Raw genomic sequence first — 12,748 nt, forward strand, 5'->3', positions numbered from 1 at the left:
GCGCGGCGGGCCTCGCGGCCGGCGACCAGCGGGGCGTCGGGCCGCGGCATCCGGCGCGCGGGCACCGGCTCGCGGCCGTCGGCGGGACGGAGGCCGTGGCGGACCGCGGCGCGGGCGACGGCGCCGGACGGCTGCGGGGCGCGCTGGGCGTCCTCGTAGACCCCGGCGACGCGGGCGGCGACCCGCGGCCAGGCGTAGCGGTTGGCCGAGCGGCGGGCGGCCTCGCTCATCGTCCGGCGGCGCTCGGGGCGCAGCGCCAGGTCGCGGAGCGTGTGGGCCAGCGCCTGCGGGTCGCCGGGCGGGACCAGGATCCCGTCGCGGCCGGCGGAGACCACGTCGCGGTAGCCGACGATGTCGGAGGCGACGACCGGCACGCCCTGGGCGAACGCCTCGGTCAGGACCATCCCGAAGCTCTCGCCGCCGAGCGACGGGGCGCAGAGCACGTCGGCGTCGGCCAGCTCGCGGTGCTTGGTGTCGTCGTCGACCCGGCCGAGGATCCGGACGCCGTCGAGCCGGTCGTCGAAGGCGACCCGCCGGACCTCCTCCTCGTCGGGCCCGATCACGACCAGCTCGACCGGCAGCTGCTCGCGCAGCGCGTCGAAGGCCCGCAGCAGGATCGGCAGGCCCTTGCGCTCGACCGCCTGGCCGACGAAGGCGATCTTCATCGTCCCCGGCGGGCGGCCGGGGCGGTCGGCGGGGCCGGGCAGGGTCGAGAGGTCGACCCCGTTGGGGATCACCCGGTAGCGGCCGCCGTAGTAGCGCTGGCCGGTCCAGGCCGCGGCGTCGGAGACGGCGATCCGCTCGACCAGGCGGTTCAGCCGCCGGCGGGCGCCGAAGGCGACGCCGATCCCGTTGGTGACCGAGTTGGCCGAGTAGCAGTGGAAGGTGCCGACCAGCGGGACGTCGCAGGTCAGCAGCGTGTCCCAGCCCAGCAGCGGGGCGTGCGGCTCGTGGATGTGGACGACGTCGTAGCCGCCGGTGGCCAGCGCGGTCCGTAGGCGGGCGATCGACGAGGGGTTGATCGCCAGGTTCGAGACGGCCCCGTTCGCGGGCACGCCAACGGTCCTCCCGAGCGGGATCAGCCACTCGGGCACCTCCCGCTCCTGGGGCCAGGCCCCTCGGTGCAGTCGGGCGGCGAGACGATCGGCTGGGTCGTGCGGCGCGAGCACGTGGGCGTCGTGCCCCTGCTCGCGCAGCCCCCTGGCCAACGCCTCGATGTGCCGAGTGACGCCCCCCGGGAAGGTCCAGGAGTACGGCGACACGAGCGCAACGCGCATTCGCCTAGAGGTTACCCGTGAGGGCCGTCGGGTTACGTGCGGGAGCCAAGGGGATCGTGCTCGCTGGGGCGCCGACGGGATCGGCGCGCGACCGCGAGCGCGCCCGGTGACCCCCGTCGAGAGGTCGGGACTCCACCATCCTCGCAAATCCGCCCTCCGTCCCGGGAGCGATTTGCGTCGTTCGCGTCTCCTCCTTTCGGCGGAGGCGGCGGTGGTCCTGCCCGTTCAGCCCTCGGGTTGGGGCGCGGGGCGGGGCGGGGCGAACGTCACATACCCCAGGCCCTCCCGCCGCCGTGTCACGTTCGCCACCGCCGGCGGCGGCCTTCGTCGCACGGCGCCGCGGCGGCCGCCGGGTGTGCGACGTTCACCCCTCGGGCTGGGGCGCGGCGCTCGCGGCCGGCGCCGGGGCCGCGCACGCCGCCGGCAGCGGCGGGGGCGGCGCCGCGGGCGCCCGCGACCCGCCCCACGCCTCCCAGACCGCGGCCGCCGGGTAGGTGCGCCGCAGTCCCTCGTCGAGCAGGCCGACGGGGAAGTAGCGGTCCTCCCGCAGCGAGTACTGGAAGGCGGCGGTCACCCGCGGGTCGCGGTACCAGCGCTCCAGCTGGCCGTGCAGCAGCCGGCACTCGGAGGCCAGCACCCGTGGCCGCACGTCGCGGCGACCGCCGCCGTGCGGGGCGCCGACGCCGGTCTCGGTGATCCACGCCGGCCGGCCGTCGAGGCAGCGGCGGCGGTCGAGCTCGCGGAGGCCGGCGGCGACCGGCTCGCCGCGCCCGGTCCGCGGCCGCGCCTCCAGGTAGCCGTGGAGCGACAGCATGTCGGCCCGGCAGAGGACGTCGTCGGGCAGCGCGCGGAGGAACTCGTCGGCCGGAACGGCGCGACCACTCGGCGCCGCCCACGAGGCCAGCTCGCCGAGCACCAGCCGCGCCGGCGGAGCGCCCGACCGGCGCAGCGCCGCCAGCTCGGCGGCCATCGCCCGCGTCATCCGGGCGTAGACGGCGGGCGAGGAGGGGGCGGCGTCGGCGGCACAGGTCGCCCGCTGGGGCCCGAGGAAGTAGGGCGCGTTCGGCTCGTTCCAGGGCGTCCAGCCGTCGATCCGCGCCCCGGCCCGGCCGGCGGCCGCGGCGACCGCACGGATCGCCGCCCGGTAGTCGCCCTCGCGGGCGGCGGCCAGCGGCCGGGCGCCGTCGCGGACCGGGCCGCCGCCGCAGGGGTCGGTCCGCGGATCGCCCGCCCAGGCCGGCATCCCCCAGAAGGTCAGCAGCAGCCGGAAGCGCCCGGGGCGGGCGCGCTGGGCGGCGGCGACGGCACGGAGGGTCGCGTCGAGGGTGGTCGGGGCCGCGCACGGCTCGCGACGCTCGCGGGCGCAGCCGTCGGCGGTCGGGCGGGCGGGATCGAGCGGAGCGGCGGCGTCCGGCTGCAGCAGGTCCCAGCGGACCTCGACCCGGACGAAGGTCGGCGCGATCGCCGCGACGGTCGCGCGGGCCGCCTCGAAGGCGGGCGGGGCGGCGTCGGCGACGCCCGGCGGGGTCAGGGCGGCCGGGTCGTTGCTGTCGAGGCCGACGGCGAGGGTCGGCGGTCGGACCGCCGCCGGGGCCGGACGCGCGAGCTGGTCGCGCGCGGGCTCCCGGGTGCGACGGTCGTGGTCGCCGTCGGTCCAGCGGCCGGCGGCGAAGGCCAGCGCCAGCAGCGCCAGCAGGGCGCCGCCGAGCGCGGCGCGGCGACGGGCGCCCAACCGGCGGATCCGGGCCTAGACGGCGGAGACCGCTTCCTCTTCCTCGACGCGGAACGAGGAGCCGCAGCCGCAGGCGGCGACGACGTTCGGGTTCTCGACCTTGAAGCCGGCCCCGGTCAGGGCGTCGACGTAGTCGATCGTCGAGCCGGTCACGTAGGGGAACGACTGGCGGTCGCAGAGGATCGTGATCTCGTGCGAGTTGAAGGCCATGTCGCCGTCGCGCTTGGTGTCGAAGGCCAGCACGTACTGGAACCCCGAACAGCCGCCGCCGCGGACGCCGACCCGCAGGCCGCCGTCCCCGTCCTGGGGGTTGCTGTCGAGGAACTCGCGGACCTTCTCCGCGGCCTTGTCGGTGATGGTGATCATTCGAGGCGTCTCCGCGTACGTGTCGCGCGGGCCACCGGACGGCTCGCCGCGCTCCAATACTTCACCGAGTGTAGCGACCCTCGCCGATCGGTCCAGCGGGTCCCGGACGCGACGGGCGGGCGCGCAGGCCCCGCGCCGGAAGCGCCCGCGTCCGGAGTGTCTACTCTGTGGAGCAGATGCCTACGGCCGATGAGCTCAAGCAGCGGATCGAGACGGCGCTGCCCGGCGCCACCGCCGAGGTCGAGGGCGCCGACGGCGTCCACTTCCAGGCGGTGGTCGTCTCCCCGGACTTCGCGGGCAAGAGCCGGATCCAGCAGCACCGGATGGTGATGGACGTCTTCGCCGGTGAGCTGGGCGGCTCGATCCACGCGCTGAGCCTGAAGACCAAGACCCCGTCCTGAGGACGCCATGAGCGAGCAGACCCCGAACCCGCTCCGGGACGCGATCGCCGACGCGATCCGCGACAACCGGATCATCCTCTTCATGAAGGGCACGCCCGAGGCGCCGGCCTGCGGCTTCTCGGCCCGCGCCGTCGGAGCCCTGCAGGCGCTCGACGTCTCGTTCGCGAGCGTCGACATCCTGCCCGACCCGCGGATCCGCCAGGAGCTGTCGGTGCTCTCCGACTGGCCGACGATCCCGCAGCTGTTCGTCGACGGCGAGCTGGTCGGCGGCAGCGACATCGTGCTCGAGCTGTACGAGAGCGGCGAGCTGGCCGGCCTGGTCGGCGCGTCGGGCAACGGCGACGCCCCGGCGCCGGTCGCCGACGCCGCGCCCGCCGATCAGCTGCTGCAGCCCGAGAACCGCCTGGGCTGAGCCGCGTGCGGGCGGCGCGCCTGGCGGGGACCGTCGGTGCCGCCGGAGCGGCGCTGGTCGTCGCCGCCGTGCCCGCCCTGCGGGTCGACCCGGCCGCGCAGGCGATCGCCGCCCGGCCAGCGGCCGCGGTCGTCGCCTGCCCGGCCGTGCCCGGCGCGGCGCCCGCCCCGACGGCCGAGCGGGTGCTCGGCCGCCCGCTGGATACCGTCCGGACCACACCGGAGGAGGCCGACCGCTACCTGCTGGCGCTCGACGCCGCCTCGCCCCGGATCACGACCGCGGTCGCCGGCCGGACCCGCGAGGGCCGGCCGCTGCGCTACGCGATCGTCGGCGACCCGCGGCACCTGCGGCCGAGCGCCCTGCGGCGGATCGCCGCGGCGGCGCGGGCGGTGCGGGCCGGCGCGACCGGACCGCGCAGCGTCGCCCGCGCCAGCCGCGGGCCGGCGCTCGTCTGGCTCGGCGGCGGCGTCCACGCCAACGAGCCGTCGGGGACGGCGGCGCTGCTGGAGTCGCTGGGGCGGCTGGCCAGCGGCGACGACTGCGCCACGCGCCGGATCCTGCGCGGGACGGTGGCGATCGTCCAGCCCGACCAGAACCCGGACGGCCACGCCGCCGGGACCCGCACGAACGCGGCCGGATTCGACCTCAACCGCGACTGGTTCGCCGCCACCCAGCCGGAGACCAGCGCCCGGATCGCGCTGCTGCGGCGCTACCCGCCGACGGTCGCGATCGACGAGCACGAGCAGACCGGCGACGACTACTTCACGCCGCCCTACGCGGCGCCGGTGCTGCGCGGGCTGCCGGCCGGGAGCCGCCGGATCGCCGACCAGGTGGTGGTGCCGGTCGTCAGCCGGGCGCTGCGGGCGACCGGGGCGACGGTCACCCACGGCAGCGGCTACGACCTGCTCTACCCGGGCTACGGCGACTCGGCGACGAGCCTGCTGTTCGGGGCCGGTGGGATGACCTTCGAGCAGGGCTCGGAGCTGCCGCTGGCGCGCAAGATCGACCGCCACCGGGCGGCGACGCTGGCCGCGCTCGGCGCCGTCGCCGACGATCCGGCGGGGACGGTCCGGGCCTGGGCCGCCGGCTTCGCCACCGCGCGGCGCGAGGGGCGCGAGGGCCGGACGGTGGCCGACGGCCGCGTCCACGGCTGGGTGCTGGGGACCGGCGACCACGCGGCGGACGCGCGGGCGCTGGCCAAGACGCTGGCCGCCGGCGGGGTCCGGGTGCGGGCGCTGCGGCGGGCCCGGACGGTGCCGGCGCTCGACCCGCTGGGGCCCGAGGGCGCGCGGCGGACGCGGCTGGCGGCGGGCACGATCGTGGTCCCGGCCGACCAGCCGCTGCGGCGCTGGGCCGAGGTGCTGCTGGGCCGCGACGCCGACGAGGCGGGCGCGACGATCAGCGGCGAGGACAGCTGGTCGATGCCGCGGCTGGCCGGGATCGACGCGGGGGCGCTGCGGCGGCCGCTGCCGGCCGACGCGCTCGGTCCGCTGCGCGACGTGCCCGCCGCGACGGCGGCCGACGGCGCCGGGGTCGCGTTCGCGGCCGACAGCGCGGAGGCCGACCGGCTGGCGCTCGGCCTGCTGGCGCGCGGACGGCCGCTGCGGCGGGCGGCCGACGGCTTCCGGACGACGCTCGACGGCGAGCTGCGGACGGCCGCGCGGCGGGCCGGCGTGGCGCTGCGGGCGGCGGCGGCCGACGAGGGCGCGGCGGTCGGCCGGCCGTCGCTGGTGACGCTGACCGACCCGACGGCGCCGCTGACGGGGCCGCCGGCGTCGCTGCCGCTGGGCGAGCGGCCGTCGGGCTGGGTCACGGCCGGCCTGGCACGGCTGGGGGCGCCGGCGCGGACGGTCAGCGCGGCGACGGTCGAGGCCGACGGCGTGCCGGCGGGGACGACGCACCTGGTGCTGGGTCCGGCGCCGCCGGCCGAGGGCGGCCTCTCCCCCGTGCTGCGCGGGCGGCTGGACGCGTTCGTCCGCGGCGGCGGGACGCTGGTGGTACTGGGCGCGGCGGGGATCGACGCCGCAGTCGACTCCGGCCTGAGCGCGATCCACCCCCAGGCCGCGGCGCGACGCGACGCGGTGGCCGTGGCGACGGTGCCCGGCGGCGACCCGCTCGGTCGGGCGACGGGCGGCCCGGGCTGGGCGATCGTGGCCGGCGAGCCGCGCCTGACCGCCCCCGCCGGCGCGACGGTCGCCCTCCGCGCGGCCAGCGGCCGGGCCCTGGCGCCCTCGGGAGCGGTCGCCGCCGCCGACGGCCTGGCCGGCCGGCCGCTGGTCGTCGACGAGCCGCACGGCGCCGGCCACGTGGTGACGCTCGGCTTCTCCCCCCTCTTCCGCGGCCAGTCGGCCGGCGGCGAGCGGGTGCTGGCCGCGGCGCTGCTGGCGGTGTGGTGAGGGGCGTGGCCGACCGCGCGCCATTTGGTGCGCCTGGCGTCCGAAGCGGCGCGGCGACCGGCGCGGCGACCGCCGGGATAGGGTGACCGCCATGCCCGTCGCGGTCGTCACCGACACCACCCACTACCTGCCGGCCGAGCTGCTCGCCGAGCGCGGGATCCAGCAGGTCAGCCTCTACGTGACCCGGGGCGACGCGGCCGAGCGGGAGTCCTCGATCCAGGACTACGACGCCTTCTACGGCGGGCTGCGCGACCAGTCCGACCTGCCCTCGACCTCGCAGCCGTCGGTCGGCGACTTCCTGGCCGTCTACGAGCCGCTGGTCGCGTCGGGCCACGACGTGGTCTCGATCCACCTGGCCGGCGGGATCTCCGGCACGGTCGAGTCGGCCCGCCAGGCCGCGGCGATCGCCGTCGGCGACAGCGGCCGCACGATCGAGGTGATCGACTCGCGGATGGCTTGCGGTGCCCAGGGCCTGGCCGTGCTCGCGGCGGCGGCCGGGGCGGCCTCGGGCGACCTGACGGCCGCGGTCGCGCGCGCCAACGAGGCGATCGCGAGCCTGCAGCGGACCTTCATCTTCGCCGTCGACACGCTCGAGTACCTGCGCCGCGGCGGCCGGATCGGGACCGCCCAGGCGTGGCTCGGCGGGGCGCTGAAGATCAAGCCGATCCTGACCCTCGACGGCGAGATCACGCCGATCGAGCGGGTCCGAACCTCGAAGCGCTCGTTCGAGCGGATGGTCAAGGTCGCTGAGGAGCTGGCCGCCAGCGGCCGCGACGGCTGGTGCGTCCAGCACATCCAGGCCCGCGCCGAGGCCGAGCGGCTGGCCGCGGCCGCGCAGGAGATCATCGGCACCGCCCCCCGCTTCATCAGCGAGGTCGGTCCCGTGATCGGCTCCCACGTCGGGCCCGGGCTGCTGGGGATCGGCGGGATCCCCAGCAGCCTGCTCGACGACTAGCGGCGGCGGAGCAGGCCCGTGAGGGCCCCGATGCCGCCGGCCAGCACGAAGCCGCCGACGCCGACCGCGACCGCCACGGCCTGCTTGTTCTTCTTCACCTGACGGCGCCAGTCCGACAGCTCGGTGACGTCGCTGCGCAGCAGCTCGATCGAGCTGGTCAGCTCGCGCCGGTGGTTCTCCAGCGAGGCCCGGATCTCGTCGGGGGTGCGGGTGCTCATCGGCGGTCCTTGTCGTCGATGGTGGCCGGCGGGACGCCGCCGCCGGGGGTCCCGGGCGGCGCCAGCGAGGCCGGCCCGGTGGAGGAGACGCTCTCCCGGATCAGCTTCGCCTCCTCGATCGCCTGGGTCGGCACCGGCGGCGCCCCCTTCTTGACGAACTTGTAGGCCAGCAGACCGCCGACCGCGGCCAGCAGGAACAGCAGGCCGGAGAGGATGAAGAAGCCCCAGAAGATCTGGTTGTTGTCGAACAGCGTGTAGGCGAACAGCCACGCGAGCCCGTGGAGGAAGAACAGCCCGCCGAGCGCGATGAAGACGCCCGCGGCCAGGCCGACGGCGGCCCCGCGCCCGAGGCTGCCGACCTTCTCCGCGACCTCCGCCTTGGCCAGCTCGATCTCGTCGCGGACGATGTGCTGCGTCCGCTCCGTGACCGCGGCCAGGTTCTCGACGACCGTCTTCAGCGACGCCTCGCGTCGCTGGTCCTCACCGGCGGACAAGGGTCCGGAGGAGGATCGCGGCCAGGACGCCACCAGCGAAGGCGGCGGCCAGGAGCACCTCGGGGCGATCCTCGGGGATCAGCCCACCGAGCGTGCCGGCCTGGTTGGACGGGGTCGGGGCGTCGTCGCCGACCGGCGGGATCGACCCTCCGGCGGGCGGCGCCCAGGCGGGAGCGGCCGGGGCCGGCTCCGGATCGGGGTCGGGAGCGGCGGCGGCCGGCTCGGGCGTCGGGGTCGGCTCCGGGGCGGGCTCCGGCTCGGGGGCCGGAGTCGGCTCGGGCTCGGGCGTCGGCTCGGGCTCCGGCGTGGTTTCGGGCTCGGGGTCGGGCTCCGGCGCCGGGGTCTCCGCGACCGTCACGGTCTCGGCGGCGGCCTCAGGCTCCGGCTCCGCCTCGCCGGCGGCCTCGACCTCCGGCTCGGCGGCCGCGGGCTCGGCCTCCGGCGCCGACGCGGCCTCGACCTCGGCGACCTCGGCCGCGGGGGCCTCGGCCTCGGTCTCGGTCACCTCGACGGCCTCGGCCTCGACGACGGCCGGCTCCTCGGCCTCCGGCTGGGCCGGCGTCTCCGCCGCGTCGGCGGCCTCCGGGCCGTCGCCGTTCAGGTCGACCTCGGGCGGCGGCTCGGCGGCGATCGCCTCCGGCTCCGGCTCGACGTCCTTGGTCGGCTCGTCCGACGGCACGGCCGAACCGGCGTCGACGAGCGCGTTGAACTCGGTGGTGGTCGGCGGCACGGGCTGCTCCGGCGACGGGACCCAGTCCCGGGCCGGATCGGCGCTGCCCTCGCCGCTCTTGGGCTTGTCGCTCACTCCGGGGGCTCCTCTCCGAACACGCGGCGCCAGACGACGGCGGCGGTTCGTTGGGCGGCGATGCTGGCGAGCACGCCGAGTCCGGCGACGAGGCCCGACCAGACGAGACGCTTCACGAGCTCGTTCTCCATCGCCGCGATCCTATCCACGCTGACGGCCGACACCACGCTCCGCTACCCGCGGTCGCGCCGTCGCTACCGCGGTCGGCACGACGACGGGCCTCATGGCCGTGCGTCGAGGCCGCCGCAGATCGTCTCCACCAGCGTCTCCACGGCCTGCCGCCGGTCGTCGGGCCCGGCGGGCATCAGGTCGAAGATCCAGGCGGTCAGGATCTGCTCGATCCCGCCGTAGAAGACGATCCCGGCGAAGCTCGGCGGGATGTCCGACCGCAGCTCGCCGCGGGCCTGGGCGTCCTCGACGATCTGGGCGATCCCGGCGTGGCCCTCCTGGATCTTCGCCCAGTGGCGGCGGCCGAAGGTGTTGGCCTGGCGGGTGACCTCGACGATCACCACCTGCATCACGTCGGGCCGGTGGCCGTAGCTCTCGACGATGAAGGTCGCGACCTTGGCCAGCTTCTCGCGGGCGGTCAGGGCCTCGTCGGCCTTCGCCTCCTCGATCACCTCGAGCATCAGGCCCCAGCGCTCGAGGAAGACCTCGTCGAGGACCGCGTCCTTGCTCTTGAAGTAGTGGTAGACCAGCCCGTAGGCGACCCCGGCCTCGTCGGCGATGTCCGAGACCCGGCAGTGGTTGAACCCGCGCTCGGCGAAGACGCGGATCGCGGCGTCGAGGATCGCGCGCCGCTTCTCGACGCTGGCGGCGGTCGGGCGGGTGGCCATCAGGCGGGCTCCTCGAGGGTCGGGGGCGGGGCGGCGGTCCGCCAGGCGGCGGCGAGGTCCCCGGAGGGCAGCGCGGCGAGCGCGGCGGCGACGTCCTCGCGGCGCTGGCGCAGGACCGGCAGCTGCTCCCGGACCACGTCCTGGTGGGCCAGGTCGAGGTCGGCGATCGCGATCCCCTCGTCGACGTCGGCGACCTGGGCCAGGATCGTGCCCCACGGGTCGACGATCATCGAGCGGCCGCCCGAGCGGATCCCGGGCGCGTGCTCGCCGTGCTGGTTGGCGGCCAGCACGAAGGCGCCGTTCTCGATCGCCCGGGCCCGCACCAGCAGCTCCCAGTGGGCCTGGGTGGTGCGCTCGGTGAAGGCGGCCGGCACGCTCAGGATCCGGGCGCCCGAGGCGGCCAGCGTCCGGTGCAGCTCGGGGAAGCGAAGATCGTAGCAGACGGTCAGCCCGACCCGGGTCCCGTCGGCCAGCGTCGTGACCACCGGTCGGTCGCCGGCGTCCTCGTCGGCCGACTCGCGGTAGCGGGTGCCGGCGACGTCGGCGTCGAACAGGTGCAGCTTGCCGTAGGTCGCGGCCAGCCGCCCGTCCGGCGCCACGTGGAGGGCGGTGTTGGCCAGCCGCCCGTCCGGTCGCCGCAGCGCGACCGACCCGGCCAGCAGGTCGATCCCCAGCTCGGCGGCGATCTCGCGAGCCCAGGCGACGGCGGGACCGTCGAGCGGCTGGGCGCCGGCGCGGACGTCGCTGGTGCGCCCCAGCACCGGCCACTTCTCCGGCAGCAGCACGACGGTCGCCCCGCGGGCCGCGGCCTCGCGCGTGAGCCGGTCGGCCGCCCGCAGGTTGGCGGTCGGGTCCGGGAGGCTGCGAAGCTGGACGACGGCGGTGCGCATCTTGGGGGGGGTCCGCGGGTTGACTGACTGGTCAATCGCACGCAGAGCATAGCTCCCGCGCGAGACTCCCGGCGACTCAGGCCGGGCGCCGGACCCGGGCCAGCTCGTGCCGCATCAGCCGCCCGTGGATCGCCCCCACGAGGTCGCGGAGCGGGGCGACGCCGCCCAGCATCAGGTCAACGGCGCGGTCGGCGTCCAGCTCCTGCTCGGCCATCCGGTGGAGGAAGGTCTGGGTCTCCTCCCGCACCAGCGGCGCCAGGCCGTCCAGGTAGCGGAGCACGTCGTAGGCGGTGAAGCCGATCTCCTCGCCGAAGCCGGTCCGGCGGAAGCGCATGATCGCCTCGACGATCAGCACCTCGTCGGGGTCGTAGCCCTCCGAGCCGTCGCCGAGGACCCCGATCTCGGCGAACTTGTCGAGCAGCGGCGGCGGCACCTCGGTGCGGGCGATCAGCTCCTCGCGGCCGACGGTCGCCAGGTGATCGCGGGCGTCGGGACGGGTCAGCAGCCGGTCGAGGATCGCGCCCTCGCGCTCGACCAGGGTCCGGGCGCGATCGAGGCCGCCGGGCTCGTCGAGCAGCTCGCGGATCGCCCGCAGCGGCATGAACCGCTCCTCCTGCAGCCGCTTGACCAGCCGGATCCGGTCGACGAACGACGGCGGGTAGTAGGCCATGTTGCGCGAGGTCCGGACGACCGCGGGCTCGCCCGGCTCGGCCTCGAGCAGGCCCTCGCGCAGGTAGTGCTTGACCGTGGCCGGGCTGACCTCGGCCCGCTGCGCCAGCTCGGCCATCTTCAGCAGGCCGTCGGTGTCGGTCGGTCGCGTCATCGAGCGGGGTCGAGGGTACTACCCACAGCGGAGCAGCACGTGCTACTTCCCACTTCCTCAGCCGCGGGCGCTCCCGGTCGGCCCGCTCCGCCCCCGCCGGTCGCGGGCGGCGACGGTCACCCGCAGCTTGCCCGCGTCGCCCGGGGTCGCTACCCGCAGCCGCCGGCCCCGGCGGCCGACGACCCGCAGCACCACCCGCTTGCCGGCCGCCACCCGCACCACGTAGTCGCGCGCGCCGGACGCGCCCCGCCAGCTGACCGTGGCGGACTGGGCGCTGGCGTGGCCGCGTCGACTGGTGCGCTCGCCGCCAGCGATCCGAGGGCGACCGCGACCGCCCCGACCCAACCCCAGACCGCCCGTCAACCCCCGCTTGCCGCGACGCTACGGCCCGGACGCCCGGTCGGCGGTCCCCGCGCTCCGATAACCCCCGGAATCCGACTACCTGAGGGTCGGCGTCAGCTTGACGTTGTGCCGCGTTATGGCCGTTGTCCTGGGCGGATCCGGCGGTGCGGGTCGCGGAGCCGAGGCTGGCGGGATTCTGTCGCCCTGGAGGGGTGTTCGGAGGCGTTTCGGGGCGTTCTCGGCGGGGTTTCCGGGGCCGCGGCGGGGCGGTGCGTGGAGCTGATGGGGCGGGGCAAAGAGGTCGCGTCCGGGCCGCCCCGTGATTGGACGCATCGGCCTCGTGGGGCGGGCACGAGCGACCCCACCCGGACGGCTCTCGGAGGGCGTGGCGCGTGAGCACGGGAGGCGGGCGCCGAGGGCTGCGCCGGGCCGCCCCGCGGAGGTGTGGCGCGTGGAGCCGGCCGGGCGGGCGGGAGCGGCCACGCTCGGCCTGCCCACCGGGCTGTGGCGCCTGGGGCCTGGACGGTCGTGAGAGGCCGTCCCAGGCCGGCTCGCGCGTCGGGGCGGCCGGAGGGGCGCCGGCGCCACGGCTCGGCGGCTTCCCCGGGGGCGGCGCGGGGGGACGGTCGGGGGTGGCCGGCGGCGCGGCTAGGACGGGCGCGAGGGTCGGTGGCCGGAGGGGCGCGAGGACGGGCGCGAGGGTCGCCGCGGGCGCCGGCGCCGGGTTTGGCGGCCGGGTCCCGGGCCGGACGAGCGCGACGGCCGTCGGGCGGCCGGGCGCGTCGGTGCCCGCGACGGAGC

General features: G+C 77.0%; 15 protein-coding genes. 4 read left to right on the plus strand and 11 right to left on the minus strand.

Annotation, left to right across the window (positions count from 1 at the left end; translation table 11 throughout):
* From SH587_RS24280 to SH587_RS24290, 3 genes are all read right to left on the minus strand, one after another.
* Nucleotides 1-1,277, minus strand: a 1,277-nt coding sequence (locus SH587_RS24280; protein ID WP_320673250.1) for a glycosyltransferase family 4 protein, incomplete at its 3' end; no start/stop codon positions are given.
* A 364-nt stretch (nucleotides 1,278-1,641) separates the two neighbouring features.
* Nucleotides 1,642-3,009, minus strand: a complete 1,368-nt coding sequence (locus tag SH587_RS24285) for a hypothetical protein (protein ID WP_320673251.1) — start codon at nucleotides 3,007-3,009, stop codon at nucleotides 1,642-1,644.
* A gap of 15 nt (nucleotides 3,010-3,024) precedes the next feature.
* Complete coding sequence (locus SH587_RS24290; RefSeq protein ID WP_320673252.1) at nucleotides 3,025-3,375, minus strand: HesB/IscA family protein; 351 nt, start codon at nucleotides 3,373-3,375, stop codon at nucleotides 3,025-3,027.
* Between the two features lie 176 nt (nucleotides 3,376-3,551).
* Between SH587_RS24290 and SH587_RS24295 the strand changes: the two genes are divergently transcribed.
* The 4 genes from SH587_RS24295 to SH587_RS24310 all read left to right on the plus strand — a co-directional run bounded on the left by SH587_RS24295 (nucleotide 3,552) and on the right by SH587_RS24310 (nucleotide 7,539).
* Nucleotides 3,552-3,776, plus strand: a complete 225-nt coding sequence (locus SH587_RS24295) for a BolA family protein (RefSeq protein ID WP_320673253.1) — start codon at nucleotides 3,552-3,554, stop codon at nucleotides 3,774-3,776.
* A gap of 7 nt (nucleotides 3,777-3,783) precedes the next feature.
* A complete protein-coding gene (gene grxD / locus SH587_RS24300) occupies nucleotides 3,784-4,188 on the plus strand; it encodes a Grx4 family monothiol glutaredoxin (protein WP_320673254.1) in 405 nt (134 codons plus the stop codon).
* 5 nt (nucleotides 4,189-4,193) lie between these two features.
* A complete protein-coding gene (locus SH587_RS24305) occupies nucleotides 4,194-6,584 on the plus strand; it encodes a M14 family zinc carboxypeptidase (protein ID WP_320673255.1) in 2,391 nt (796 codons plus the stop codon).
* A gap of 91 nt (nucleotides 6,585-6,675) precedes the next feature.
* Entirely contained in the window at nucleotides 6,676-7,539 is an 864-nt protein-coding gene (locus tag SH587_RS24310; RefSeq protein WP_320673256.1) for a DegV family protein, read from the plus strand.
* Here SH587_RS24310 and SH587_RS24315 read toward each other — a convergent pair.
* From SH587_RS24315 to SH587_RS24350, 8 genes are all read right to left on the minus strand, one after another.
* Nucleotides 7,536-7,757, minus strand: a complete 222-nt coding sequence (locus SH587_RS24315) for a DUF3618 domain-containing protein (protein ID WP_320673257.1) — start codon at nucleotides 7,755-7,757, stop codon at nucleotides 7,536-7,538. The two genes, SH587_RS24310 and SH587_RS24315, sit on opposite strands and share 4 nt — an antisense overlap.
* A complete protein-coding gene (locus SH587_RS24320; protein WP_320673258.1) occupies nucleotides 7,754-8,251 on the minus strand; it encodes a phage holin family protein in 498 nt (165 codons plus the stop codon). The genes SH587_RS24315 and SH587_RS24320 overlap by 4 nt, the downstream gene beginning before the upstream one ends.
* Entirely contained in the window at nucleotides 8,238-9,056 is an 819-nt protein-coding gene (locus SH587_RS24325) for a hypothetical protein (RefSeq protein WP_320673259.1), read from the minus strand. The genes SH587_RS24320 and SH587_RS24325 overlap by 14 nt, the downstream gene beginning before the upstream one ends.
* On the minus strand, nucleotides 9,053-9,187 hold the full coding sequence (locus SH587_RS24330; protein WP_320673260.1) for a hypothetical protein: 135 nt from the start codon (nucleotides 9,185-9,187) through the stop codon (nucleotides 9,053-9,055). The genes SH587_RS24325 and SH587_RS24330 overlap by 4 nt, the downstream gene beginning before the upstream one ends.
* A 90-nt stretch (nucleotides 9,188-9,277) precedes the next feature.
* Nucleotides 9,278-9,892: a TetR/AcrR family transcriptional regulator gene (locus SH587_RS24335; RefSeq protein ID WP_320673261.1), complete on the minus strand. Its 615-nt coding sequence runs from the start codon at nucleotides 9,890-9,892 to the stop codon at nucleotides 9,278-9,280.
* The gene (locus SH587_RS24340) at nucleotides 9,892-10,782 is read right to left on the minus strand and encodes a carbon-nitrogen hydrolase family protein (protein WP_320673262.1); all 891 of its coding nucleotides are present in this window, start codon (nucleotides 10,780-10,782) and stop codon (nucleotides 9,892-9,894) included. The genes SH587_RS24335 and SH587_RS24340 overlap by 1 nt, the downstream gene beginning before the upstream one ends.
* A 76-nt stretch (nucleotides 10,783-10,858) precedes the next feature.
* A complete protein-coding gene (locus SH587_RS24345) occupies nucleotides 10,859-11,605 on the minus strand; it encodes a MerR family transcriptional regulator (RefSeq protein WP_320673263.1) in 747 nt (248 codons plus the stop codon).
* 57 nt (nucleotides 11,606-11,662) lie between these two features.
* Entirely contained in the window at nucleotides 11,663-11,818 is a 156-nt protein-coding gene (locus SH587_RS24350; RefSeq protein WP_320673264.1) for a hypothetical protein, read from the minus strand.
* Between the last annotated feature and the right edge of the window lie 930 nt (nucleotides 11,819-12,748).

The sequence above is a fragment of the Patulibacter defluvii genome, assembly GCF_034096925.1.
GTDB lineage: Bacteria > Actinomycetota > Thermoleophilia > Solirubrobacterales > Solirubrobacteraceae > Patulibacter > Patulibacter defluvii.

Coding starts and splice junctions, on each gene's coding strand:
- SH587_RS24290 (WP_320673252.1), bottom strand. CDS start 3,375: ATGATCACCATCACCGACAAGGCCGCGGAGAAGGTCCGCGAGTTCCTC.
- SH587_RS24295 (WP_320673253.1), top strand. CDS start 3,552: ATGCCTACGGCCGATGAGCTCAAGCAGCGGATCGAGACGGCGCTGCCC.
- grxD (WP_320673254.1), top strand. CDS start 3,784: ATGAGCGAGCAGACCCCGAACCCGCTCCGGGACGCGATCGCCGACGCG.
- SH587_RS24310 (WP_320673256.1), top strand. CDS start 6,676: ATGCCCGTCGCGGTCGTCACCGACACCACCCACTACCTGCCGGCCGAG.
- SH587_RS24315 (WP_320673257.1), bottom strand. CDS start 7,757: ATGAGCACCCGCACCCCCGACGAGATCCGGGCCTCGCTGGAGAACCAC.
- SH587_RS24330 (WP_320673260.1), bottom strand. CDS start 9,187: ATGGAGAACGAGCTCGTGAAGCGTCTCGTCTGGTCGGGCCTCGTCGCC.
- SH587_RS24335 (WP_320673261.1), bottom strand. CDS start 9,892: ATGGCCACCCGCCCGACCGCCGCCAGCGTCGAGAAGCGGCGCGCGATC.
- SH587_RS24340 (WP_320673262.1), bottom strand. CDS start 10,782: ATGCGCACCGCCGTCGTCCAGCTTCGCAGCCTCCCGGACCCGACCGCC.
- SH587_RS24345 (WP_320673263.1), bottom strand. CDS start 11,605: ATGACGCGACCGACCGACACCGACGGCCTGCTGAAGATGGCCGAGCTG.